General features: G+C 54.5%; 24 protein-coding genes and 3 tRNA genes. 12 read left to right on the top strand and 15 right to left on the bottom strand.

Going from position 1 to position 24,799, the window contains the following annotated elements; translation table 11 throughout:
• Positions 1 to 4 precede the first annotated feature (4 nt).
• Both tsaE and nnr read right to left on the bottom strand, forming a co-directional pair.
• A complete protein-coding gene (gene tsaE, locus M987_RS07870; protein ID WP_014068611.1) occupies positions 5 to 466 on the bottom strand; it encodes a tRNA (adenosine(37)-N6)-threonylcarbamoyltransferase complex ATPase subunit type 1 TsaE in 462 nt (153 codons plus the stop codon).
• On the bottom strand, positions 459 to 1,982 hold the full coding sequence (gene nnr / locus M987_RS07865; protein WP_041161987.1) for a bifunctional ADP-dependent NAD(P)H-hydrate dehydratase/NAD(P)H-hydrate epimerase: 1,524 nt from the start codon (positions 1,980 to 1,982) through the stop codon (positions 459 to 461). The genes tsaE and nnr overlap by 8 nt, the downstream gene beginning before the upstream one ends.
• Here nnr and queG point away from each other — a divergent pair.
• On the top strand, positions 1,981 to 3,120 hold the full coding sequence (queG, locus tag M987_RS07860) for a tRNA epoxyqueuosine(34) reductase QueG (protein ID WP_014068609.1): 1,140 nt from the start codon (positions 1,981 to 1,983) through the stop codon (positions 3,118 to 3,120). The two genes, nnr and queG, sit on opposite strands and share 2 nt — an antisense overlap.
• A gap of 270 nt (positions 3,121 to 3,390) precedes the next feature.
• Here queG and M987_RS07855 read toward each other — a convergent pair.
• From M987_RS07855 to orn, 4 genes are all read right to left on the bottom strand, one after another.
• Positions 3,391 to 3,466, bottom strand: a tRNA-Gly gene (locus tag M987_RS07855).
• Positions 3,467 to 3,510: 44 nt separating this feature from the next.
• Positions 3,511 to 3,586: transfer RNA gene (locus M987_RS07850), tRNA-Gly, on the bottom strand.
• A gap of 44 nt (positions 3,587 to 3,630) precedes the next feature.
• Positions 3,631 to 3,706 (bottom strand) — tRNA-Gly (locus M987_RS07845).
• A 198-nt stretch (positions 3,707 to 3,904) separates the two neighbouring features.
• Positions 3,905 to 4,450 (bottom strand): oligoribonuclease, encoded by a 546-nt coding sequence (gene orn, locus M987_RS07840; RefSeq protein WP_014068608.1) that lies wholly within the window; start codon positions 4,448 to 4,450, stop codon positions 3,905 to 3,907.
• A gap of 107 nt (positions 4,451 to 4,557) precedes the next feature.
• On the opposite strand from orn, the gene rsgA reads away from it, so the two are divergent.
• The 3 genes from rsgA to mscM all read left to right on the top strand — a co-directional run bounded on the left by rsgA (position 4,558) and on the right by mscM (position 10,019).
• Positions 4,558 to 5,610, top strand: a complete 1,053-nt coding sequence (gene rsgA / locus M987_RS07835; protein WP_014068607.1) for a small ribosomal subunit biogenesis GTPase RsgA — start codon at positions 4,558 to 4,560, stop codon at positions 5,608 to 5,610.
• A 97-nt stretch (positions 5,611 to 5,707) separates the two neighbouring features.
• Positions 5,708 to 6,676, top strand: coding sequence for an archaetidylserine decarboxylase (asd, locus tag M987_RS07830; RefSeq protein WP_041162176.1), 969 nt, complete (start codon positions 5,708 to 5,710; stop codon positions 6,674 to 6,676).
• Positions 6,677 to 6,695: 19 nt separating this feature from the next.
• The gene (gene mscM / locus M987_RS07825) at positions 6,696 to 10,019 is read left to right on the top strand and encodes a miniconductance mechanosensitive channel MscM (RefSeq protein WP_014068605.1); all 3,324 of its coding nucleotides are present in this window, start codon (positions 6,696 to 6,698) and stop codon (positions 10,017 to 10,019) included.
• A 37-nt stretch (positions 10,020 to 10,056) separates the two neighbouring features.
• On the opposite strand, the gene yjeM is transcribed toward mscM, so the two are convergent.
• Both yjeM and epmA read right to left on the bottom strand, forming a co-directional pair.
• The gene (gene yjeM / locus M987_RS07820) at positions 10,057 to 11,556 is read right to left on the bottom strand and encodes a glutamate/gamma-aminobutyrate family transporter YjeM (RefSeq protein WP_014068604.1); all 1,500 of its coding nucleotides are present in this window, start codon (positions 11,554 to 11,556) and stop codon (positions 10,057 to 10,059) included.
• 195 nt (positions 11,557 to 11,751) lie between these two features.
• Positions 11,752 to 12,729, bottom strand: coding sequence for an elongation factor P--(R)-beta-lysine ligase (epmA, locus tag M987_RS07815; protein WP_014068603.1), 978 nt, complete (start codon positions 12,727 to 12,729; stop codon positions 11,752 to 11,754).
• Positions 12,730 to 13,039: 310 nt separating this feature from the next.
• Here epmA and frdA point away from each other — a divergent pair, with 310 nt between their 5' ends.
• The 4 genes from frdA to frdD are packed head-to-tail and all read left to right on the top strand — an operon-like array spanning position 13,040 to position 16,333.
• Positions 13,040 to 14,830, top strand: coding sequence for a fumarate reductase (quinol) flavoprotein subunit (gene frdA, locus M987_RS07810; RefSeq protein WP_014068602.1), 1,791 nt, complete (start codon positions 13,040 to 13,042; stop codon positions 14,828 to 14,830).
• Complete coding sequence (locus M987_RS07805) at positions 14,823 to 15,557, top strand: succinate dehydrogenase/fumarate reductase iron-sulfur subunit (RefSeq protein ID WP_014068601.1); 735 nt, start codon at positions 14,823 to 14,825, stop codon at positions 15,555 to 15,557. The genes frdA and M987_RS07805 overlap by 8 nt, the downstream gene beginning before the upstream one ends.
• Before the next feature lie 10 nt (positions 15,558 to 15,567).
• Positions 15,568 to 15,963, top strand: a complete 396-nt coding sequence (gene frdC / locus M987_RS07800) for a fumarate reductase subunit FrdC (RefSeq protein WP_014068600.1) — start codon at positions 15,568 to 15,570, stop codon at positions 15,961 to 15,963.
• 10 nt (positions 15,964 to 15,973) lie between these two features.
• Positions 15,974 to 16,333 carry a fumarate reductase subunit FrdD gene (gene frdD / locus M987_RS07795; RefSeq protein ID WP_014068599.1) on the top strand — a complete coding sequence of 120 codons (360 nt, stop codon included), beginning with the start codon at positions 15,974 to 15,976 and terminating at the stop codon, positions 16,331 to 16,333.
• Positions 16,334 to 16,363: 30 nt separating this feature from the next.
• On the opposite strand, the gene ampR is transcribed toward frdD, so the two are convergent.
• Positions 16,364 to 17,239, bottom strand: a complete 876-nt coding sequence (gene ampR / locus M987_RS07790) for a LysR family transcriptional regulator AmpR (protein WP_014068598.1) — start codon at positions 17,237 to 17,239, stop codon at positions 16,364 to 16,366.
• Between the two features lie 132 nt (positions 17,240 to 17,371).
• Here ampR and blaACT point away from each other — a divergent pair, with 132 nt between their 5' ends.
• Both blaACT and M987_RS07780 read left to right on the top strand, forming a co-directional pair.
• Entirely contained in the window at positions 17,372 to 18,511 is a 1,140-nt protein-coding gene (gene blaACT / locus M987_RS07785) for an ACT family cephalosporin-hydrolyzing class C beta-lactamase (protein ID WP_014068597.1), read from the top strand.
• Positions 18,512 to 18,671: 160 nt separating this feature from the next.
• Positions 18,672 to 19,202 (top strand): lipocalin family protein, encoded by a 531-nt coding sequence (locus M987_RS07780; RefSeq protein WP_014068596.1) that lies wholly within the window; start codon positions 18,672 to 18,674, stop codon positions 19,200 to 19,202.
• Here M987_RS07780 and sugE read toward each other — a convergent pair.
• Entirely contained in the window at positions 19,199 to 19,516 is a 318-nt protein-coding gene (sugE, locus tag M987_RS07775) for a quaternary ammonium compound efflux SMR transporter SugE (RefSeq protein WP_014068595.1), read from the bottom strand. The genes M987_RS07780 and sugE overlap by 4 nt on opposite strands.
• 263 nt (positions 19,517 to 19,779) lie before the next feature.
• Here sugE and M987_RS07770 point away from each other — a divergent pair, with 263 nt between their 5' ends.
• Entirely contained in the window at positions 19,780 to 20,379 is a 600-nt protein-coding gene (locus M987_RS07770) for a helix-turn-helix transcriptional regulator (protein ID WP_014068594.1), read from the top strand.
• Between the two features lie 40 nt (positions 20,380 to 20,419).
• Here M987_RS07770 and ecnB read toward each other — a convergent pair whose 3' ends face one another.
• The 3 genes from ecnB to efp form a co-directional block, all read right to left on the bottom strand.
• On the bottom strand, positions 20,420 to 20,566 hold the full coding sequence (gene ecnB / locus M987_RS07765; RefSeq protein WP_014068593.1) for a lipoprotein toxin entericidin B: 147 nt from the start codon (positions 20,564 to 20,566) through the stop codon (positions 20,420 to 20,422).
• A 109-nt stretch (positions 20,567 to 20,675) separates the two neighbouring features.
• Positions 20,676 to 20,807 (bottom strand): entericidin A/B family lipoprotein, encoded by a 132-nt coding sequence (locus M987_RS07760; RefSeq protein ID WP_041161986.1) that lies wholly within the window; start codon positions 20,805 to 20,807, stop codon positions 20,676 to 20,678.
• A 58-nt stretch (positions 20,808 to 20,865) separates the two neighbouring features.
• Complete coding sequence (gene efp / locus M987_RS07755) at positions 20,866 to 21,432, bottom strand: elongation factor P (RefSeq protein WP_010427766.1); 567 nt, start codon at positions 21,430 to 21,432, stop codon at positions 20,866 to 20,868.
• A 40-nt stretch (positions 21,433 to 21,472) separates the two neighbouring features.
• Between efp and epmB the strand changes: the two genes are divergently transcribed.
• Positions 21,473 to 22,501, top strand: a complete 1,029-nt coding sequence (epmB, locus tag M987_RS07750; RefSeq protein WP_014068591.1) for an EF-P beta-lysylation protein EpmB — start codon at positions 21,473 to 21,475, stop codon at positions 22,499 to 22,501.
• Between the two features lie 33 nt (positions 22,502 to 22,534).
• Here epmB and M987_RS07745 read toward each other — a convergent pair whose 3' ends face one another.
• Together M987_RS07745 and groL are read right to left on the bottom strand one after the other, a co-directional pair.
• Positions 22,535 to 22,888 carry a DUF4156 domain-containing protein gene (locus tag M987_RS07745; protein WP_014068590.1) on the bottom strand — a complete coding sequence of 118 codons (354 nt, stop codon included), beginning with the start codon at positions 22,886 to 22,888 and terminating at the stop codon, positions 22,535 to 22,537.
• 256 nt (positions 22,889 to 23,144) lie between these two features.
• A complete protein-coding gene (gene groL / locus M987_RS07740; protein ID WP_014068589.1) occupies positions 23,145 to 24,788 on the bottom strand; it encodes a chaperonin GroEL in 1,644 nt (547 codons plus the stop codon).
• Positions 24,789 to 24,799 lie beyond the last annotated feature (11 nt).

Below are 24,799 nucleotides of genomic sequence, written 5' to 3'. Positions count from 1 at the left end.
AAGCTCAACCGGCTAAACGAGCCAGTAAGGAATTACCTGATGAGGAAACAGCACTGATGCGTGCCTCACGCCCTTGTGCCTGGTAATCTAAGTGAATTTCGACATCCGGGTCAGGTAACACACCCGCACCTTGTTGCGGCCACTCCACCAGGCAGATGGCATCGTTGGCAAAGTAATCGCGGATCCCCATAAACTCCAGCTCCTCAGGGTCCGCAAGACGGTATAAGTCGAAGTGATACACCATCAGGTTTTCAAGCGTATAAGGCTCGACCAGCGTATACGTTGGGCTTTTTACATTGCCGTTATGGCCTAACGCCTGTAAGAAGCCACGGCTGAAGGTTGTTTTACCCGCGCCTAAATCACCATACAGATAAATGACGGTTGCACCCTGACAGGCCTGCGCCACACGCTTGCCGAGATCTAAAGTTGCCTGTTCGTCAGGTAAAGGAATCGCTCGATTAGTCATTTTCTACGTCAATCACATCCGGGTTAACAACACGCCTTAGCGTGCAAAAAAGATCGGTGGCCAGCATTCCGCGCGTACCATATTGTGCCGCAAGCTTGTCTGCGGCCGCACCGTGCGCCACGCAGCTCGCACAGGCTGCATCATATAGGGGAAGTTTCTGTCCGAGCAATGCACCTATGATGCCAGAGAGCACATCGCCCATACCGCCGCTCGCCATTCCCGCGTTACCGGCATCGATAATGCCCAGCGCATCGTCACAGGCCACGACGGTTCCCGCCCCTTTTAAAACGGCAACACCCCCATAACGTTTTACCAGACGCTGTGCAGAAAGTAAGCGATCGTTTTCAATTTCTGCAACGCTGCAATTGAGTAATCGCGCGGCTTCGCCGGGGTGCGGCGTCAGGATGCGATTGTGACGCTTATCAGGATTGATTGCCAGAAGGTTCAGCGCATCGGCATCCCACAGCATCGCTTTACGAAAATTCTCGGTTTTTTGTAGCGCCTGCTTACCCCAGGCCTGCTGTCCAAGCCCGGGGCCAATGACCACGACATCCGCCCATTCCAGGCTCTCTTCCAGCGTCTGAGGGGTTAACTCATACACCATCAGTTCCGGGCGCGCGGTTATAATGGGGGCGATATTTTCGATGCGAGTAAGTACTCGCACTAATCCTGCACCACTGCGCACTGCGGCCTCTCCCGCCATGCGAATGGCACCAGCGGTTCCGTAATCCCCGCCAATAATCACCAGCCTGCCATGATCGCCCTTATGGGATGTCGGGCGTCGCGGTGGCAACCACTGCGCAAGCTGTGAGACATCAAAGCGGGCGATATGTGTTTCCTGCCCGGCAAGCCAGTTTTCCAGCCCCAGCGCGTTATGGTGCAGCACACCCACCACGTCACGTGCTTTACCGGTCAGCAGACCAGGTTTGAGGGCGATAAACGTCACCGTGTGGCTGGCATGGATAACCGCGCCGGGTGTGGCCCCGGTTTGCGCGATAAGCCCGGATGGAATGTCCAGCGCCACCACCGGCGCAGAGTGGGCATTGGCTTGTTTTATCAACGCCGCAACACCCTCGCGCGGCGCGCTGCGCAACCCGGTGCCCAGCAGACCATCAATAATCACATCGATGTCATCGGGCCAGACGATATCAGACGCATGAATAACACCACCCGCGTTCAGCCAGGCTTCACGTGCCGCGCCGGCTTCTTCCGGCAGCGGTTTATTGTTCTCCAGCGCCAGTAATGTCACTCGAATACCCGCCGCCACGGCCAGCCGGGCGACCACATAGCCATCCCCGCCGTTATTGCCGTGTCCGCATAAAATAAGCCAATGTGTCGACTGGGGATAAAGGGCGTGGAAAACGGTAAATGCCGCCTCGCCTGCGCGTTGCATCAGTTCATAAAGGGTAAGGCCTAGACTGTCTGCCGCCTCTTTTTCAGCGCGGCGGAGGTCATCCGCATCCCAGATGGAATGTGGTATACTTGCGGGGTTTTTCTTCACTGTATGGTCCGTCATGTCACAGCCCCTCGATCTCAATCAGTTAGCGCAAAAAATTAAACAGTGGGGCGCTGAGCTTGGCTTTCAGAAGGTCGGTATTACAGACACAGACCTTTCCGCCAGCGAGCCTAAACTTCAGGCCTGGCTGGACAAACAATACCACGGCGAAATGGAGTGGATGGCGCGTCATGGCATGATGCGTGCGCGTCCACACGAGCTTTTGCCGGGCACATTACGTGTCATTAGCGTGCGTATGAACTATCTGCCGGCCAACGCGGCGTTTGCCCGCACGCTAAAAAATCCCTCTTTGGGTTACGTCAGCCGTTACGCCCTGGGGCGTGATTACCATAAACTTCTGCGTAACCGCTTAAAAAAACTTGGGGAAACTATTCAGCAGCACTGTGTTTCGCTGAATTTTAGACCCTTTGTCGATTCTGCGCCTATTCTTGAGCGCCCAATCGCTGAAAAAGCCGGGCTTGGCTGGACAGGTAAGCACTCACTTATCCTGAGCCGCGATGCCGGATCATTCTTCTTTCTGGGTGAGTTGCTCATTGATTTGCCGCTGCCGGTAGACGGCCCGGTGGAGGAAGGTTGCGGGCGGTGCGTGGCCTGTATGACCATCTGCCCGACAGGCGCGATTGTTGAGCCCTACACCGTTGATGCTCGCCGCTGCATCTCTTATCTCACTATCGAGCTGGAAGGCGCTATCCCGGAAGAGTTCCGCCCGCTCATTGGCAACCGGATATACGGTTGCGACGACTGCCAGCTAATTTGTCCGTGGAACCGCTATTCACAGCTTACCGATGAAGAGGACTTTAGTCCGCGCAAGGCACTGCACGCCCCGCAGCTTATCGAGCTGTTCGCCTGGACCGAGGCCTGGTTCCTGAAAGTCACTGAAGGTTCAGCTATCCGTCGTATCGGGCACTTGCGCTGGCTACGAAATGTGGCTGTTGCCCTGGGCAACGCCCCCTGGGATGAAGCCAATGTTCAGGCACTGGAAAGTCGTAGAGGTGAGCACCCACTTCTCGACGAACACATAGAGTGGGCGATTGCGCAGCAAATCGAGAAGCGAAATGCCTGCGTAGTTGAAGTGCAATTACCGAAAAAACAGCGTCTGGTGAGAGTGATCGAAAAAGGACTTACACGTGACGCCTGAACTATTCACAGCCTGTGTATAAAAATAAAAACTCAGGCGCCATCAGGCTTAGCAGACAGGTCAAGTGATCTCTTTAACATTTTGAAATCAAATTTTCTTAATAAAATTCAATGCATTAAATAGATATTATTCACCTTGCGAAGTTTTTACCCCATTCAGGTAAACGACAGGATCTGTGGATAACTCTGTTTATAGTAGTATTTCAGATGCAATAGAAAACGTCCCCAACGAAATATTTCGCTGTGGATATTTTAGAGACGAAGAAGAATTTGGAGCGGGAAACGAGACTCGAACTCGCGACCCCGACCTTGGCAAGGTCGTGCTCTACCAACTGAGCTATTCCCGCTTGGGTGTTCTGGTGCTGACGTATCTTCCGATACTTTCAAATTTTGGAGCGGGAAACGAGACTCGAACTCGCGACCCCGACCTTGGCAAGGTCGTGCTCTACCAACTGAGCTATTCCCGCTTGGGTGTTCTGATGCTGGCGTATCTTGCGATACTTTCAAATTTTGGAGCGGGAAACGAGACTCGAACTCGCGACCCCGACCTTGGCAAGGTCGTGCTCTACCAACTGAGCTATTCCCGCAAATCTGTACTGCTTTTGTTGCTGTCGTAACGCGTAATTCTCTGTCGTTACGGGAGGCGCATTATACGAGAAATCCTTTTAGCTGCAACCCCCCTGAAAGCGATTTTTTCGAAATCTTGTTCAAGTGATTAATTAATCAGCAAGCTGCACAATTTAACGACAAAAACCCGGCAACGCAAGGGTGCCGGGCCTCAAAAATCACAGCTTAATAAAATTCTCGCGGTAGTAAGCCAGTTCCGCTACAGACTCACGGATATCATCCATCGCCTGGTGGGTGCCCTGTTTTTTAAAGCCGTCCAGAATTTCAGGTTTCCAGCGACGCGCCAGCTCTTTCAGGGTGCTGACATCCAGGTAACGGTAGTGGAAGTAAGCTTCCAGTTCCGGCATGTACTTAAACAGGAAACGGCGATCCTGGCCAATACTGTTACCGCAGATAGGTGATTTCCCTTCCGGAACCCACTGCTTCAGAAACTCAATGGTCGCCAGCTCCGCATCACGATCGCCCTGCGTGCTGGCCTTCACGCGATCCACCAGCCCGCTGCCGGTATGGGTACGCACGTTCCAGTCATCCATCAGCGCAAGTTGTTCATCAGACTGATGAACGGCAATGGTTGGCCCTTCAGCCAGAATATTGAGGTTTGCATCGGTGACCAGCGTGGCAATCTCAATAATGCGATCGCGCTCGGGATCCAGCCCGGTCATTTCAAGATCAATCCAAATCAGGTTGTTTTCATCTGCGCTCATGTTATTTTCCACCCTTCTCGCATAACCGGCGGTAGCAGGTTAACTAGTATTAATTAGAGTGTATCATAGAGGTTTTGCCCATCACGGGCGACCAGGAGCCAGTGCGATTGAGTAAAAATAAACTCTCCAAAGGGCAGCAGCGCCGCGTCAACGCCAATCACCAGCGCCGTCTTAAAACCACTTCGGAGAAGCCGGATTACGACGACAACCTGTTTGGCGAAGCGACAGAAGGTGTCGTGATTAGCCGTTTTGGTATGCATGCCGATGTCGAATCCGCCGACGGGGATATCCACCGTTGTAATATCCGTCGCACCATCCGTTCACTGGTTACCGGTGACCGCGTGGTCTGGCGTCCAGGCAAAGAAGCCGCGGAAGGTGTGACGGTAAAAGGTATCGTTGAGGCCGTACATGAACGCACATCGGTGTTAACCCGCCCGGATTTCTACGATGGCGTAAAACCGATTGCCGCCAACATTGACCAGATCGTCATCGTTTCGGCGATTTTACCGGAGCTTTCGCTCAATATCATCGACCGCTACCTCGTTGCTTGCGAAACGCTTCAGGTTGAACCGATCATCGTGTTGAACAAAATCGATCTGCTGGATGACGACGGCATGGCCTTTGTTAACGAGCAGATGGATATCTACCGCAAGATTGGTTATCGCGTGCTGATGGTCTCCAGCCACACCAAAGATGGCCTGAAACCGTTAGAAGAAGCGCTGACCGACCGGATCAGCATCTTTGCGGGTCAATCCGGCGTGGGTAAATCCAGCCTGCTGAATAACCTGCTTGGCCTCCAGCAAGAGATCCTGACGAACGATGTCTCGAATGTTTCAGGTCTGGGCCAGCACACCACCACCGCCTCGCGTCTGTATCACTTCCCGCACGGCGGCGACGTGATCGACTCCCCGGGCGTGCGCGAATTCGGCCTGTGGCACCTCGAACCGGAACAAATCTTCAATGGTTTTGTCGAATTCCATGATTATTTAGGCGCTTGCAAATATCGCGACTGCAAACACGATAACGACCCAGGTTGTGCTATCCGTGAAGCGGTAGAGAACGGTGAAATTGCGGAAACCCGCTTTGAAAACTATCACCGAATTCTTGAGAGCATGGAAGACGTAAAAACGCGTAAAAACTTTTCTGATTCGGATAACTGACAACTAAGCTAAGCATCGCTAAAATCGTCCCCTTTTTTCAGGTTCCGGCAGCGTAATGCCGGATCAGGAACGACAAAACAATGGCCTGGAGGCTACCTTGTTAAACTCATTTAAACTTTCGCTTCAATACATTCTGCCAAAACTGTGGCTCACTCGCCTGGCGGGCTGGGGCGCGAGCAAACGAGCAGGCTGGCTGACCAAACTGGTCATCGACCTGTTTGTGAAATACTACAAGGTCGACATGAAAGAGGCGCAGAAGCCGGACACCGCCAGCTATCGCACTTTCAACGAGTTCTTCGTCCGTCCCCTGCGCGACGACGTTCGCCCGGTAAACACCGACCCTAACGTGCTGGTCATGCCTGCTGACGGCGTCATCAGCCAGCTCGGTAAAATCGAAGACGACAAAATTTTGCAGGCGAAAGGCCACAACTACAGCCTGGAAGCGCTGCTGGCGGGTAATTACCTGATGGCTGACCTGTTCCGCAACGGGTCATTCGCCACCACCTATCTTTCGCCGCGCGACTATCACCGCGTGCATATGCCATGCAACGGCATCCTGCGTGAAATGATCTATGTGCCAGGCGACCTGTTCTCTGTGAACCACCTGACCGCGCAGAACGTCCCGAACCTGTTCGCCCGTAACGAACGCGTCATCTGCCTGTTTGATACTGAATTTGGCCCAATGGCGCAGATTCTGGTGGGTGCTACCATTGTAGGCAGCATCGAAACCGTCTGGGCGGGCACCATCACCCCGCCACGCGAAGGTGTTATCAAGCGCTGGACATGGCCTGCGGGCGAAGCAGAAGGCTCCGTGGCGCTGCTGAAAGGCCAGGAAATGGGCCGCTTCAAGCTGGGCTCTACGGTTATCAACCTGTTTGCGCCGGGTAAAGTAAACCTGGTAGAGCAGTTGGAAAGCCTGTCAGTGACCAAACTGGGTCAGCCGCTGGCCGTTTCTACCGAAACCTTCGCCACGCCGGACGCAGAGCCTGCACCGCTGGCAGAAGAAGAGATTAAAGCAGAGCACGACGCCAGCCCGCTGGTTGACGACAAAAAAGACGAAGGCTAACAACAGAAGGACCGCTGACGTGCGCCCGATTATCGTACTACTGATGGCCTGGTGCCTCAGCATGGGGGCGTACGCAGCGACAGCCCCCGACGCCAAACAGATAACCCAGGAGCTGGAGCAGGCAAAAGCGGCAAAACCCGCGCAGCCTGAAACCGTCGAATCGCTCCAGGCCGCGCTGAACGCGCTCGAGGAACGCAAAGGTTCCCTTGAGCGTGCTCAGCAATATCAGCAGGTTATCGATAACTTCCCCAAACTTTCGCAAACGCTGCGCTCGCAGTTGAATAACCTGCGCGATGAACCGCGCGAGGTGCCTGCGGGCATGACCTCCGACGCGCTTAATCAGGAGATCCTGCAAGTCAGCAGCCAGCTTCTGGAAAAGAGTCGTATGGCTCAGCAGGAGCAGGAGCGCGCACGTGAAATTGCCGATTCGCTCAACCAGCTTCCACAACAGCAAACCGATGCCCGCCGCCAGCTCAGTGAAGTTGAGCGACGTGTCGGGACACAGACCGGTAATACCCCGCTTAACCAGGCGCAGAATCTTGCCATTCAGGCTGAATCCGCCAGACTCAAAGCCCTGGTGGATGAGCTGGAGCTGGCGCAACTGTCTGCCAACAACCGCCAGGAGCTGTCGCGGATGCGTTCCGAGCTGGCGCAAAAGCAGAGTGAGCAGCTTGATGCCTGGTTACAGACCCTGCGTAACCAGCTAAACAGCCAGCGCCAGCGTGAAGCTGAAAAAGCGCTGGAAAGCACGGAATTACTTGCCGAAAACAGCGATAACCTGCCCGTCGGGATTGTCGATCAGTTTAAGGTTAACCGCGAGCTTTCTGCCGCCCTGAACCAGCAAGCACAGCGTATGGATCTGGTGGCGTCGCAACAGCGTCAGGCCACTAACCAAACCTTGCAGGTACGTCAGGCGCTGAATACCCTGCGCGAGCAATCCCAGTGGCTTGGCTCCTCAAACCTGCTGGGCGAAGCATTACGCGCGCAGGTTGCACGCTTGCCGGAAATGCCAAAGCCACAACAGCTTGATACTGAAATGGCACAACTGCGCGTCCAGCGCCTGCATTTTGAAGATCTCCTCAACAAACAGCCGCAAATCCGCCAGATCCGTCAGGCCGACGGGCAGCCGCTGACCAGTGAGCAAAACCGCATTCTGGACGCGCAGATGCGCACCCAACGCGAGCTGCTGAATTCACTGCTTCAGGGTGGCGATACGCTTATCCTCGAGCTCACCAAGCTGAAAGTGTCTAACAGCCAGCTTGAAGATGCGCTGAAAGAGGTGAACGAGGCGACGCACCGCTACCTGTTCTGGACTTCCGACGTCCGCCCGATGACCTTCTCCTGGCCAATTGAAATCGTGCAGGATCTGCGCCGCCTTATTTCACTGGATACCTTCAGCCAGTTGGGCCAGGCCAGCGTGATGATGCTCACCAGCAAAGAGACGATCTTCCCGCTGCTGGGGGCATTGATTCTGGTGGGTTGCAGTATTTATTCGCGCAGGCACTTTACCCGCTTCCTGGAGCGCTCCAGTGCGCGCGTCGGCAAGGTGACGCAGGATCACTTCTGGCTAACGCTACGCACGGTATTCTGGTCGATTCTCGTTGCCTCGCCGCTGCCGGTGCTGTGGATGACGCTCGGCTACGGCCTGCGGGAGGCCTGGCCTTATCCGCTGGCGGTGGCGATTGGCGATGGTGTGACCGCCACCGTTCCGCTGCTGTGGGTGGTGATGATTTGCGCCACGTTTGCCCGTCCGAACGGCCTGTTCATAGCCCACTTTGGCTGGCCGCGGAATCGCGTGGCGCGCGCCATGCGTTATTACCTGATGAGCATCGGGCTTATCGTGCCTCTGATCATGGCGCTTATCATGTTCGATAACCTCAATGACCGTGAATTCTCCGGCTCGTTGGGTCGTCTGTGCTTTATGCTGATTTGCGGCGCGCTGGCGATGGTTAAGCTCAGCCTCAAACGTGCCGGTATTCCGCTGTATCTCGATAAAACCGGCAGCGGCGATAACATGTTCAACCGCCTGCTGTGGAACCTGATGCTCTCTGCTCCACTGCTCGCGATCCTGGCGGCAGCCGTGGGTTATCTGGCTACTGCGCAGGCGCTGCTGGCGCGGCTGGAAACGTCAGTCGCCATCTGGTTCCTGCTCCTGGTGGTCTACCACGTTATTCGCCGATGGATGCTTATCCAGCGCCGCAGGCTGGCGTTCGACCGTGCCAAGCACCGCCGCGCGGAGATCCTCGCGCAGCGTGCCCGAGGTGAAGAGGAATCGCACCATACCAACAGCACGGAAGGGAACACCGATGCGGATGATGTTGAACTGGATCTCGATGCTATCAGTACCCAGTCCCTGCGACTGGTACGCTCGATCCTGATGCTGATTGCCCTGCTCTCGGTGATTTTCCTGTGGTCTGAGATCCACTCTGCATTTGGCTTCCTCGAAAACATCTCGCTGTGGGATGTCACGTCGACGGTACAGGGTGTTGAAAGCCTTGAGCCTATCACCCTGGGCGCGGTGCTGATTGCGATTCTGGTGCTGATCATCACCACGCAGCTTATCCGTAACTTCCCTGCTCTGCTGGAACTGGCGCTGCTGCAACACCTGGATTTAGCGCCAGGTACGGGCTATGCCATTACCACCATCACCAAATATCTGATCATGCTGTTTGGTGGGCTGGTTGGGTTCTCGATGATTGGTATTGAGTGGTCGAAGCTACAGTGGCTGGTTGCTGCCCTCACCGTTGGCCTGGGCTTTGGCTTGCAGGAGATTTTCGCCAACTTTGTTTCCGGCCTGATCATCCTGTTTGAAAAACCGATCCGTATCGGCGATACGGTGACGATCCGCGACTTGACCGGCAGTGTCACCAGGATCAACACCCGTGCGACGACGATCAGCGACTGGGATCGTAAAGAGATCATCGTGCCAAATAAGGCGTTTATCACCGAGCAGTTTATCAACTGGTCGTTGTCAGACTCCGTTACGCGTGTGGTGCTGACCGTGCCTGCGCCATCAGATGCAAACAGCGAAGAGGTGACGCAAATCCTGTACACCGCCGCAGAGCGCTGCTCGCTGGTGATAGACAACCCGGCACCGGAAGTCTTCCTGGTCGATTTGCAGCAGGGGATCCAGATTTTCGAGCTGCGTATTTATGCGGCTGAAATGGGGCATCGAATGCCGCTGCGCCACGAGATCCACCAGCTGATTCTGGCAGGCTTCCGCGAGCACGGTATCGATATGCCGTTCCCTCCATTCCAGATGCGCCTGGAAAGTCTGGATGGTCGTAAGACGGCAAGAACGGTGACATCAGCGGCGCGTAAGCGCCCGGCGGGAAGTTTGTAGCCCTGACCCCTCCCATCCGGGAGGGGTTTTTTATTCACTACGCCACTTCGGCAACAAAGGCCGTCGAACGTCGACGGTAGTTCTCATAAATTCCCATCGCCAGCAGCGAGAAGAAGATCGGCCCACCCACCATCCACAGCGCGCTGTTCCAGTCATTCGCTTCGATCACCGGCTGGATAATGGTAAAGATATTGGCGAATGCGACCACCAGCACCACAACCATTGTCGCCAGCAGCGTTGCAGCGCGCGTTTTGAAAATCACAAACGGACGCTCAAGATCCTGCTTCGCCTTGAAGAACGGGAACGCCAGCGTCAGGAAAAGATAAGGCAGCGTCATCGACACGTTCGCCATCAGGGTCAGCTTGTTATAAAACGCGGATGCCGTATCCCCACCAAACGACACCAGCAGAATGAACACGCAGACCAACAGACACTGCATCCACATGGCGTTGGCAGGCATACCCGCGGTATTCAGCTGTGTCATGCGTGCCGGCCACAGCGCTTTTGGCGTGCCCTGAATAATGGCTTTGAGCGGCGAATAGATAAGCGTGAAGAATGCGCCGGTATAGGCAAGGAACATCGACAGACCGGTTATGCGTGCAAACCAGACGCCCATTGTTGCCGCGGCGTCTGGCGACAGATGCATTGCCTGCCCCAGTGTCACCCCCAGGCTTTTCATCAGCACATACGTAACATTGCCGAGATTAGTGGTGTTGTTACTCAACACCTGCTGCCAGTTGGTGCTCACGCCCCAAAGGAAAATCGCCAGCGAGTAGCCAACGGAGATAACAATGGCGGCAAAGATAATCCCTTTGGCAAAGTTCTTCTCTGGGTTCTCGGTCTTATCAACCAGGCCGCCCACAGCCTCAATACCGCCGTAGGCAAAGATGGCAAATACCACAAAAGAGAGCATGGCGAGGCCAGACTGGTAGCCCGGATTAGGCGATGAAACGAAATTCACCTCCTGCGCGAAATGCCCGCCGTTCAGACACAGAATGGCGATACTCACCAGCAACAGTACCAGGTTCAGGCACATCACTGCGATCCCCCCCACGGCAGTAATGCGGGCAATTTTATTGATACCTTTCGACGCCACCAGCGTCACCACCACCATCCAGAGGACTGCCAGGATCCCCACAACCTGCGTGGAGCTCAGACCCGCCAGCGACCAGACCTGTGTTTTATCGGCCCCAAACAAAAACGTGGAAAACGGCACCCAGACTTTCGCCGCCGTGCTGACCATCCAGACCACGTAAGAGGAGAACCACATAAACGTGCCGATAAACGCGTAGCGCGGGCCGACGCTGTTATTCATCCACGAATAAATCCCACCCTCTTCTTTCCGGTAAGCCGAGCCCATTTCCGCCATCATCAGCGCAAACGGAATAAAGAAGAACAGAGCAGAAACGATATAGAACGGCGTCGCGCTGTAACCCATCAGGTAGAACGCAGATGGGCTATTCGCAAAGCCAAAGACGGAGGTAAAAATCATCAGAATGAGCCCGATGAGGGTCATCTTTTTGAGTGAGTGGGACATAGAGCCATCCGAAGGAGAAGTAAACTGCGCGGATGGTAGCAAAAGACCGGATAAATGATGTGGCTATGCGGGTCAAATTAAGAAATTGACCCGTGTATAGAGAGCGTGGCAGTTTTTAATGTTGTCGTGCGGAAATGGAAAGGAATATTGCCAGTCGATAAGAGCCGGGTAAGCGCAGCGCCACCCGGCATGTTGTTACGCGCGGTCGACGGTAAACGCAATCACATCGCCCAGTTGCTCGGCACCCAGCGCCAGCATCACCAGACGGTCAACACCCAGCGCCACGCCAGAGCAATCCGGCAAACCGGCTTTCAGGGCTTCCAGCAGATGAGTATCAATCGGCTGCTGCGGCAGGCTACGCGCATTACGCTTGCGGTTGTCCTGCTCGAAGCGCTGCTGCTGTTCGCGCGCGTCGGTCAGTTCGTGGAACCCGTTCGCCAGCTCAATGCCTTTGTAGTAAACCTCAAAGCGTTCCGCCACGCGGTGATCTTCAGTGCTGATCTGCGCCAGAGAAGCCTGGCTTGCCGGGAAGTGGTAAACAAAAGCAGGCCGGTCTTTGCCAATCTGCGGCTCAACGCCAAAGGTGAACAGCAGTTGCAGCAGCGTATCGCGGTCTTCTTCAGTATCCGCCACGTTGCTCAAATCAAGCTTCGCCGCCACTTCACGCAGCTGCGTTTTGTCGGCAGACAGCGGATCAATTTCCAGATAGCGCTGGAACGCCTGTTGATAGGAGAGCGTTTCGGCTTCTGCACAATCCAGTACCTGTTGCAGCAGATCGTCCACCTCATTCATCAGGCGGTACATATCATAATGCGGGCGATACCACTCCAGCATGGTGAATTCCGGGTTATGGTGACGCCCCATCTCTTCATTGCGGAAGCTGCGACACAGCTGATACACCGGGCCACAGCCCGCCGCCAGCAGGCGCTTCATATGGTATTCCGGGCTGGTCATCAGATACAGATTCATGCCCTGAGAGTGACCAGGACCAACAAAACGGGTTTCGAACGGGACCAGATGAATATCGGTAACCGTTGCCTGACTCATGCACGGCGTTTCCACCTCAAGTACACCGCGATCGGCAAAGAAGCGGCGGATCTCCGCCATAATTGCTGCGCGTTTTAACAAATTAGGGATGGACGCGCTCGGCTGCCAGGTGGCCGTTTCGCTCATGAGTTCTTCTCCGATTTCAAACAAGGGCACGAAGTCTACTCGTTAGCAGGGACAGAGACAAATTTTGCGCAGTAAATTAGCGGATTTCATTGAAGGCGATAATTCCGTGACGCAATTCATCAATCACAATGATAAATCACCGCACATAACAGCAAAAAAATCGAACACGTCAAATTTCCCTCACATCCACGCGGTTATACTGTTTTACCCATAAAGGAGCAGTGGAAACGCTTTCGCGATAGCCCGTCCGGGCAGGTGAGCTACCTTTAGTTCATCGCATTGCGAAATAACAAAAATCTGGAGGAATGTCGTGCAAACTTTTCAAGCCGATCTTGCCGTTATAGGCGCTGGCGGGGCTGGATTACGTGCTGCGATTGCAGCCGCTCAGGCTAATCCAAACGCTAAAATCGCACTGATTTCAAAAGTCTACCCTATGCGCAGCCACACGGTTGCCGCCGAAGGGGGATCCGCCGCCGTTGCGCAGGATCATGATAGCTTCGAATACCATTTCCACGACACGGTTGCAGGGGGCGACTGGCTTTGCGAACAGGATGTCGTTGACTACTTCGTGCACCACTGTCCCACGGAAATGACCCAGCTCGAACAGTGGGGATGCCCGTGGAGCCGCCGCCCGGATGGCAGCGTGAACGTTCGCCGCTTCGGCGGGATGAAAATCGAACGTACCTGGTTCGCCGCCGATAAAACCGGCTTCCACATGCTTCACACCCTGTTCCAGACCTCCCTTCAGTTCCCCCAGATTCAACGCTTTGATGAACATTTCGTTCTCGACATCCTCGTGGACGATGGCGAAGCGCGTGGCCTGGTGGCGATGAACATGATGGAAGGCACGCTGGTGCAGATCCGCGCGAAAGCCGTGGTGGTGGCAACCGGCGGCGCTGGCCGTGTTTACCGCTACAACACCAACGGCGGGATTGTGACTGGCGACGGGATGGGCATGGCGCTCAGCCACGGCGTACCGCTGCGTGATATGGAGTTTGTTCAGTATCACCCAACTGGCCTGCCGGGTTCCGGCATCCTGATGACGGAAGGTTGCCGTGGTGAAGGCGGTATCCTGGTCAACAAAAACGGCTATCGCTATTTGCAGGATTACGGCATGGGCCCGGAAACCCCGCTCGGCGAGCCGAAGAACAAATATATGGAGCTTGGCCCACGCGACAAAGTGTCCCAGGCTTTCTGGCACGAGTGGCGCAAAGGCAACACCATCCCTACCCCGCGCGGCGATGTGGTCTACCTTGACCTGCGTCACCTGGGCGAGAAGAAATTGCTGGAACGTCTGCCGTTCATCTGCGAACTGGCAAAAGCCTACGTGGGCGTCGATCCGGTGAAAGAGCCGATTCCGGTGCGTCCAACCGCGCACTACACCATGGGCGGTATCGAAACCGATCAGCAGTGTGAAACCCGTATCAAAGGCCTGTTCGCCGTGGGCGAGTGTTCCTCCGTGGGCCTGCATGGCGCCAACCGTCTGGGATCAAACTCACTGGCAGAGCTGGTCGTCTTTGGTCGTATGGCGGGCGAGAGCGCGATGGAACGTGCCGCCACCGCAGGTGAAGCGAATAGCACCGCACTGGATGCACAGGTTGCAGACGTTGAAAAACGCCTGAAAGACCTCGTTAATCAGGAAGGTAACGAAAACTGGTCGAAAATCCGCGATGAAATGGGGCTTTCCATGGAGGAAGGCTGCGGTATCTACCGTACGCCAGAGCTGATGCAAAAAACCGTCGACAAGCTGGCGGAGTTGCAGGAGCGCTTCAAACGCGTGCGTATCACCGATACCTCCAGCGTGTTCAATACCGACCTGCTTTACACCATTGAGCTGGGACACGGCCTGAACGTGGCCGAATGTATGGCGCACTCTGCGCTGGCCCGTAAAGAGTCACGCGGCGCGCACCAGCGTCTGGATGAAGGCTGCACCGAACGTGACGATATCAACTTCCTGAAACACACCCTCGCCTGGCGTGATGCGGATGGAACCACGCGTCTGGACTACAGCGACGTGAAGATCACCACGCTGCCGCCAGCGAAACGCGTTTACGGTGCAGAAGCAGAAGCCGCCGAGAAGAAGGAGAAGGCGAATGGCTGAGATGCAAAAACTGAAAGTTGAAGTGGTGCGCTACAACCCGGAAGTGGACGCCGCCCCGCACAGCGCTTTCTACGAAGTCCCTTACGACGAGCAAACTTCCCTGCTGGATGCGCTCGGCTACATTAAAGACAACCTGGCGCCTGACCTGAGCTACCGCTGGTCCTGCCGTATGGCGATCTGCGGCTCCTGCGGCATGATGGTCAACAAGGTACCGAAGCTGGCCTGTAAAACCTTCCTGCGGGAATACACCAAAGGGATCAAGGTTGAAGCACTGGGCAACTTCCCGATCGAGCGCGATCTGGTGGTCGATATGACCCACTTTATCGAAAGCCTGGAAGCGATTAAGCCGTACATCATCGGCAACCCGCGCACGCCGGATCAGGGGCCAAACACCCAGACCCCGGCGCAGATGGCGAAATACCATCAGTTCTCCGGCTGCATCAACTGTGGCCTGTGCTACGCCGCCTGCCCACAGTTTGGTCTGAATAAAGAGTTCATCGGCCCGGCGGCCATTACCCTGGCGCATCGCTATAACGAAGACAGCCGCGACCACGGTAAAAAAGAACGTATGGCGCAGCTTAACAGCCAGAACGGCGTCTGGAGCTGTACTTTTGTCGGCTATTGCTCCGAAGTCTGTCCGAAGCATGTCGATCCGGCCGCCGCCATTCAGCAGGGTAAAGTTGAAAGCTCGAAAGACTTTCTTATCGCTACCCTGAAACCACGCTAAGGAGTGCATGATGACGACTAAACGCAAAGCCTACGTGCGGCCAATGCCGTCCACCTGGTGGAAAAATCTGCCGTTTTATCGCTTCTATATGCTGCGTGAAGGCACGGCTGTACCGGCGGTCTGGTTCAGCATTGAACTGATGTACGGGGTGTTCGCTCTCAAACACGGCCCGGAAACCTGGGCGAATTTTGTGGGCTTCCTGCAAAACCCGATTGTGGTGATCCTGAACCTCATCGTGCTTGCAGCGGCGCTGCTTCATACTAAAACCTGGTTTGAACTGGCGCCAAAAGCAGCGAACATCATCGTAAAAGGCGAGAAAATGGGGCCAGAGCCGGTGATTAAAGGGCTGTGGGCGGTGACGGCGATAGTCACTGTGGTCATTCTGTTTGTCGCACTGTTCTGGTAAGGAGACTACTGTGATCAATCCAAATCCAAAACGTTCAGACGAGCCGGTCTTCTGGGGTCTGTTTGGCGCAGGCGGCATGTGGAGTGCCATCATCGCGCCGGTGATCATCCTGCTGGTTGGCATTATGCTGCCGCTGGGGCTGTTCCCGGGTGATGCGCTTGGCTACGATCGCGTGCTGGCGTTTGCGAGCAGCTTTATTGGCCGCGTATTCATCTTCCTGATGATTCTCCTGCCGCTGTGGTGTGGCCTGCACCGTATTCACCATGCGATGCATGACCTGAAAATCCATGTGCCGAGCGGCAAGTGGGTCTTCTACGGTCTGGCAACCATTCTGACCGTGGTGACGCTGATTGCCGTGGTCACCATCTGAATCATCTGGCCCGCCATCCGGTGGGCCTTTTTATTTCTGCATCTTCCCCACCAGCCACTGCGCAAACTCGTGCATGGCAGGGGTTTCAGTCCGGGACTGCAATCGCGTTAGCCAGTAACTGCCCAGATCGATCTGGGTGGCAAACGGCTGCACAATACGCTCGCTGTTCAGCAGATGGGCAAACATGCCGACCGGTGCGATGGCAATCCCCACGCCCGCCTGCGCGGCTTCCAGCATGGTCACGGATGAATCAAATACCATCACCCGATGTGTCGGCGAGGGTGGCGGCTCACCCGCAGCCTGCATCCATGCCGACCATTCATCGCGTCGATAGGAGCGCAGCAGGGTAAATTTCAGAATATCAGCGGGCGCGTGTAGCCTGTCGGCAAACTCCGGCGAGCAAAGAGGGGCCAGCGGTGCTGCGCAAAGAAAAATGGCCTCAGTGCCGTGCCATGCACCGCCACCGTAGCGGATGGTGTAATCCAGCCCTTCGGCAGCCGGATCGACCCGGTTGTTATGCGTGGAAAGCTGGAGGTCAATATGCGGGTAACTGCGGCGAAAATCCTCCAGCAGCGGGAATAAGCAGCCAGTGGCGAAGGTCCCGACAACGCCAATTTTGAGTTTTTCCTGCGCCCGGTGACGACTAAAGCGGTCCAGCATTCCGGCAATGCGATCAAAAGAGTCGTTCAGTACCGGCAATAAATTCTCACCTTCCGTGGTCAGCATCAGGCCGCGAGAGACGCGCACGAACAGCTGGCAGTTGAGGTGCTGTTCCAGAGCTTTCACCTGCTGGCTAATGGCGGAATGGGTGACATTCAGCTCGATCGCCGCATGAGTAAAACTGAGGTGCCTGGCGGCGGCTTCGAATGCCCGAAGCGAATTAAGGGGAATATAGCTGCGCGTCATGGTCTTGTCCGTTAGAAAAATTAACAGCTCCTGCTAAATTTAACCGTTTGTCATGCACAGTCAAATCCAACAGACTACGCTCGTCTGATGGGCCCGGACACTCCCTTGACTCGTTATTACGGAAGATATCTCATGAAAAAATCACTTTGCTGCGCTCTGCTGCTCACCGCCTCCTGTTCTGCCCTTGCCGGGACGATGTCAGAAAAACAGTTGGCTGATGTGGTGGAACGTTCCGTGACTCCCCTGATGAAAGCACAGGCCATTCCCGGTATGGCGGTGGCGGTCATTTATCAGGGCAAACCGCACTATTTCACCTTCGGCGAAGCCGATGTCGCAGCCCACCTGCCCGTTACACAACAGACGTTATTCGAGCTGGGCTCCATCAGTAAAACCTTCACCGGCGTGCTGGGAGGCGATGCCATTGCTCGCCATGAAATCTCACTGAGCGACCCGGCAACGAAATACTGGCCTGAACTGACGGGCAAACAGTGGCAAGGGATCCGTCTGCTGGATCTGGCAACTTACACCGCCGGCGGCCTGCCGTTACAAGTCCCGGATGAGGTCACTGACAACGCTTCACTGCTGAATTTCTACCAGCACTGGCAGCCACAGTGGAAACCCGGGACAACGCGCCTTTATGCAAACGCCAGTATTGGCCTTTTCGGCGCGCTGGCAGTTAAGCCTTCCGGCATGAGCTTTGAGGAGGCCATGACGAAGCGGGTCTTTAAGCCGCTCAAACTGGACCATACGTGGATTAACGTTCCGAAAGCAGAAGAGGCGCATTACGCCTGGGGATACCGTGACGGTAAAGCGGTACGCGTATCACCGGGGATGCTGGACGCTGAAGCCTATGGCGTCAAAACCAACGTGAAGGATATGGCGAACTGGGTGATGGCCAACATGGCGCCAGATACCGTCGCGGATGCGTCTCTTAAGCAAGGCATCGCCCTTGCACAATCGCGCTACTGGCGCGTGGGTGCCATGTATCAAGGGTTAGGCTGGGAAATGCTTAACTGGCCGGTCGATGCCAAAACCGTGGTCGGGGGCAGCGACAATAAGGTGGCGCTGGCACCGTTGCCCGCGGCAGAGGTCAATCCACCCGCTCCCCCGGTCAAAGCGTCCTGGGTACACAAAACAGGCTCTACTGGCGGGTTTGGCAGCTACGTGGCATTTATTCCTGAAAAGCAGATCGGTATTGTGATGCTCGCGAATAAAAGCTATCCGAACCCGGCGCGAGTTGAGTCGGCATACCGTATTTTGAGCGCTCTGTAGTAAACATTGCCGGGTGGCGCTAACGCTTATCCGGCCTTCATAACGCATCGGTGTTGTAGGCCGGGTAAGGCGAAGCCACCACCCGGCGGAACACACCGCACGTCCCCCACATTTTCCTTGCCGTCATCTACACTTAACAAAAAACAGTAAGGAAACACCTATGCGCATTCTGCCTGTTATCGCCGCAGTGACAGCCGCGTTTTTAGTGGTTGCCTGTAGTTCTCCGACCCCACCAGCGGGTGTCACCGTCGTCAACAATTTCGATGCTCAGCGATTCCTGGGAACATGGTATGAAATTGCCCGTTTCGATCACCGCTTTGAGCGGGGTTTGCAGAAGGTCACCGCGAACTACAGCTTGATGGATGATGGCGGGATCCAGGTAATTAATCGCGGCTATAACCCTGACCGCGGCATGTGGCAACAGGCAATTGGACAAGCCTACTTTACCGGCGACCCAAATCGGGCGGCGCTTAAAGTCTCTTTCTTTGGTCCCTTCTATGGCGGGTATAACGTCATAGCCCTGGACAGAGAATACCGTCATGCACTGGTTTGCGGGCCGGATCGCGACTACCTCTGGATACTCTCCCGCACGCCAACCATTTCCAGTGAAATGAAACAGCAGATGCTGGACGTCGCGACCCGGCAAGGGTTTGATGTGACGAAATTAATCTGGGTTGAACAACCCCATTAATGTGCGCTGAGTTTTAAACCAATAATTCCTGCGACAATCAAGGCGAGGCTGGCAATACGTGCCAGACTCGCCGATTCACCCAGCAGCAAAATGCCCGTAATTGCCGCTCCGACAGCGCCGATCCCCGTCCACACGGCATAAGCCGTGCCTACCGGCAGCGTGCGCATCGCCCACGACAGCAGCGCAATACTGACAACCATCGCGGTAACGGTAATCAGGCTTGGCATCAGGCGGGTAAAACCGTGGGTGTACTTCAGACCGATTGCCCAGACAACCTCAAGCAAACCGGCAATGACAAGAATAATCCAGGACATATCTGGCTCCTTAACTTAAATACAAGTTGGGGCCGTCCCCGATGAACAGATGCACTTACGGGTCGTCCCGAAAGGCAGAGATTAGGTGGCATATTTTGGTTAACGACCGATTTTTTTTCAATCCATTTATGCTGAACTTGTTAAGGCAAGAAATAGCCGCAGTATGGCGCGTAGTTCAGGCATTTATCACTCATCCGACTTCTCTATGATGATGTGCTTTCTGATGGCAGGAAGCCAAACCACTAGCCGACTGCGAAAAAAATATGTTCAAAATTCTTTTGATTGACCGTTGTCACTTCACCCGTACCGGGTTTGAAGCATGGCTCAATCATTCAGGCCTGTTCCCGGGTAGCTACGTTGTGACCGGTTTGAATAATCTTTTCCTGGCCAGGGAGCACATTCTACAGTGGAAGCCGACGCTGGTGATTGCTGACTTGCACGGCTTCAAACAGGATATTCACCATTTCCAGCAGCTCTCTTCTTTGCTGAAAGCCTGCGAAACGCTGCCCTTTATTTTGTTGCAGTCAGGCGAAGAGCCGGAGATGGCAAATTACCTGGAGCAGTTCCCGGTCTGGTCCTGTCTGTTGAAAAATGCCGAACTCGAGCAGCTGGCCACGGTGATTAACGATGCGCTGACATCCTGCGCCAGCATTGAAATACCGCAAATTGCAGCACCGTTATTAACCCGCCAGGAAGAAAAAGTGCTCACGCTGTGGATGGATGGCGCAAGCAATCAGAAGATTGCCAGCCATTTGAGCATTAACGGGAAAACGGTTTATACCTACAAACGCAACATCCGTATGAAACTACATATGGATACACGTTTTTCGCCGTTTTTATCCCTGCAAGAAGTGGAAAATTGACGGTACGAGGAGATCGACACAACGTACCGTCTGAACTTCATTAGTTCTGCGCTTTTGTTGCTGCACCAGAAATTGCGCTGCCACCTTCAGAAATATCCTGACCGACGCCACGCGTGGTATTACAGGCGGTTAAAACTGAAGAAAGAACCAGAACAGAAAAGATCGCTGCAATTGTCTTCTTAACCATAATATCTTCCTTTTATAGCCAAAGTTATTTTGTTGAATAGCAACTTAAGGATAGACAAGATCCCGTCATTTGACGGCTCAGGAAGCGATTTTAGGAGAATTAGACGAAATTAGCTGGCTGCGTGAGAAATCACATGGCCAAGATCTTTGATATCTTCGCCGACACCGCGTGCGGTATTACACCCGGAAAGGAACGCGCCGGACAGCGCCAACAGAAGCAGAATTTTAACGGTACGTTTCATCATCCCTGCCTGCATAAAACAGGCGCAGCGGGCGCTGCGCCATCAATCATTTACATGATTACTTCACGCGGGATACGTATTCGCCGGAGCGGGTATCCACTTTGATCACTTCGCCAGTCTGTACGAACAGTGGAACTTTAACCACTGCACCGGTAGACAATTTAGCAGGCTTGCCGCCAGTACCTGCGGTGTCACCTTTCAGGCCTGGATCGGTTTCAACGATTTCCAGCTCTACGAAGTTTGGTGGGGTCACAGCGATAGGCTGGCCGTTCCACAGGGTCACGATGCACTCAGCCTGATCCAGCAGCCATTTAGCGCTGTCACCGACTGCTTTCTCGTCAGCAGACAGCTGTTCGAAAGTAGAGTTGTTCATGAAGTGATAGAACTCACCATCGTTGTAGAGGTAAGTCAGGTTCATATCAACAACATCAGCGCCTTCAGCGGAGTCAGTAGACTTGAAGGTTTTTTCTACACGGGTACCGGTCAGCAGGCGGCGCAGCTTAACACGCGCGAATGCCTGGCCTTTACCTGGTTTAACGAATTCGCTGGCTTCAACCGCATACGGTTCGCCGTCCATCATGATTTTAAGACCAGCACGAAAATCGTTGCTATAGTACGTTGCCATAAGGCCCTCTAAATTTGTTAACTGGTAGCTAAGCCACAAAATGGCGCATATTGTAACCCTAAACACCCCGTCCAGAGAAGATTGGTTATCGCAACTTGCCGATGTAATCACCAGTCCTGATGAATTACTGCGTCTTTTAGACCTGGAAACGCATGAAAACTTGCTCGCGGGTCGTGAGGCTAAACGCCTCTTTCCCCTGCGAGTTCCTCGCGCATTTGTGGCGCGCATGGAGAAAGGCAACCCTGACGATCCCCTGCTAAAACAGACGCTTACTGTTCAGGATGAGTTTGCGACTGCGCCGGGTTTCAGTACCGATCCACTGGAAGAACAGAACAGCGTTGTGCCCGGTTTGCTGCATAAGTATTTGAACCGCGCATTGCTGCTGGTAAAAGGCGGCTGCGCCGTAAATTGTCGCTATTGCTTCCGACGCCACTTCCCGTATGCCGAAAATCAGGGTAACAAGCGGAACTGGCAGGTCGCGCTGGACTACATTGCCGCGCATCCTGAGCTGGATGAGATTATCTTTTCCGGTGGCGATCCGCTGATGGCAAAAGATCATGAACTGGACTGGCTGATAACCCAGCTTGAAGGTATTCCTCATATCAAACGTCTGCGGATCCATAGCCGTTTGCCGATTGTTATCCCGGCCCGCATTACTGACGAACTGGCCGCCCGGTTCGAGCGTTCTTCCCTGCAAATTCTGCTGGTGAATCACATCAACCATGCCAACGAAGTGGATCAGGATTTCCGTATGGCTATGGCAAGATTGCGCAAGGCAGGCGTCACGCTGCTGAACCAGAGCGTGTTATTGCGTGGGGTAAATGATAATGCCCGCGCGCTGGCCAATCTGAGCAATGCGCTCTTTGATGCGGGCGTAATGCCTTACTACATTCACGTGCTGGATAAAGTCCAGGGCGCTGCGCATTTCATGGTGTCAGATGAGGAAGCAAGAGCGATTATGCGTGAATTGCTGACACTGGTGTCAGGTTATATGGTGCCTAAACTGGCACGTGAGATTGGCGGCGAGCCAAGCAAGACGCCGCTGGATTTGCAGCTGCGACAGAGTTAGTTTTCCCTCTTCCTTTGGAAGAGGGAAAGGTCATCAGTTCGGGCACTTATAAACCTGGCCATTCATCTGGCTGGCGGTTGGCACAAAGCTCGACAACATCCCCTGCGACGGGCTGCTCACGCCATAAATCACGTTACCGCCCATCGCTGCCGCCTGGTTACGCAGGGCGTTCGCCGCGCCACGCATAGAGCCGCCTTCTTCACCGTGCTGGCCCGACATCCAGTTGCTTTGTTCGCCGGTTGCCGTGCCCAGCAGCTGACATTCGCTGCCCGGCTTATCTTCCACAAAGCGAACACCCTGGCCCGCTGCTGACAGCTCATTGCTGGAGCTACAACCCGCCAGCAGCAATGCTGCCCCTACAATCCCTGCACAGACTTTTACGCGCATGTTATTCCTCGTTTTCAATAAGCTGGACAGTAGTTGTCCGTGTGTGAATCTTATACCTAAAAGATGACCAAAAGAAAAACCCCCAGGCATTTCTACCCAGGGGTTTCTCATTTTTTCGCGAGATATGTTATTTAATCGAATAATTCAAGTTGCAGGAAGGCGACAAGTTCGTGAATCCCCAGGAACTTACTCAAGTAAGTGACTGGGGTGAGCGAACGCAGTCAACGCATCTGCGGCTTGAAGTATGAAGATTAAATTACATCATGCCGCCCATACCGCCCATGCCACCCATACCAGCAGCACCTAAGTCAGGTGCGTCGCCTTTAGGCATGTCGGTCACCATGCACTCGGTGGTGATCATCAGGCCAGCAACAGATGCCGCGTACTGCAGTGCAGAACGGGTCACTTTAGTTGGGTCCAGGATACCGAAGTCGATCATGTTGCCGTATTCTTCAGTTGCTGCGTTGTAACCGTAGTTACCTTCGCCCGCTTTCACGTTGTTGGTCACAACAGATGGCTCTTCACCGGCGTTGGACACGATCTGACGCAGTGGTGCTTCCATTGCGCGCAGCGCAACTTTGATACCCACGTTCTGATCTTCGTTCTGTGCGGTCAGGCCTGCCAGCTTAGCGGCAACACGCACCAGCGCAACACCACCACCAGCAACCACGCCTTCTTCTACCGCAGCACGGGTCGCGTGCAGGGCATCGTCAACGCGTGCTTTTTTCTCTTTCATTTCAACTTCAGTTGCAGCACCAACTTTGATAACTGCTACGCCGCCTGCCAGTTTCGCTACGCGCTCCTGCAGTTTTTCACGGTCGTAATCGGAAGTTGCTTCTTCAATTTGCTTACGGATCTGACCCACGCGGCCCTGAATAGCGGCTTCTTCACCCACGCCATCGATGATGGTGGTGGTGTCTTTGTTGATGACAACGCGTTTCGCCTGGCCCAGGTCTTCCAGAGTTGCTTTTTCCAGCTCCATACCGATCTCTTCAGAGATAACAGTACCGCCGGTCAGGGTAGCGATATCCTGCAGCATAGCTTTACGGCGATCGCCGAAGCCAGGTGCTTTAACCGCAGCCACTTTCACGATGCCACGCATGGTGTTAACCACCAGGGTCGCCAGCGCTTCGCCTTCAACGTCTTCAGCGATGATAACCAGTGGTTTGCCTGCTTTCGCAACGGCTTCCAGAACTGGCAGCATTTCGCGGATGTTGGAGATTTTTTTGTCAGCCAGCAGGATGAACGGGCTTTCCAGCTCAACAGCGCCAGTCTCTGGCTTGTTGATGAAGTATGGGGACAGGTAACCGCGGTCGAACTGCATACCTTCAACCACGTCCAGTTCGTCTTCCAGGCCGGTACCGTCTTCAACGGTGATCACGCCTTCTTTACCGACTTTATCCATCGCTTCAGCGATCAGTTTACCTACGGTTTCGTCGGAGTTAGCGGAGATAGTACCAACCTGAGCAATGGCTTTAGAGTCAGAGCACGGTACAGACAGCGCTTTCAGCTCTTCAACGGCAGCAGCGACAGCTTTGTCGATACCACGTTTCAGGTCCATTGGGTTCATGCCCGCAGCAACGGCTTTCAGGCCTTCGGTGATGATCGCCTGTGCCAGTACGGTTGCAGTGGTAGTACCGTCGCCTGCTGCGTCGTTCGCTTTAGAGGCAACTTCTTTCACCATCTGCGCGCCCATGTTTTCGAACTTGTCTTCCAGCTCGATTTCACGTGCTACAGAAACACCATCTTTGGTGATGGTTGGTGCGCCGAAGGATTTATCCAGCACTACGTTACGGCCTTTCGGGCCCAGGGTCACTTTAACTGCATCTGCCAGTACGTTTACGCCGCGGAGCATTTTTACACGAGCGTCGTTACCGAATTTTACGTCTTTAGCTGCCATGTTCTTATTTC

Origin of the sequence: Enterobacter soli ATCC BAA-2102 (assembly GCF_001654845.1) — a bacterium.
Classification (GTDB): Bacteria; Pseudomonadota; Gammaproteobacteria; order Enterobacterales; family Enterobacteriaceae; genus Enterobacter; species Enterobacter soli.
This window is presented reverse-complemented; position numbering and strand designations above follow the sequence as displayed.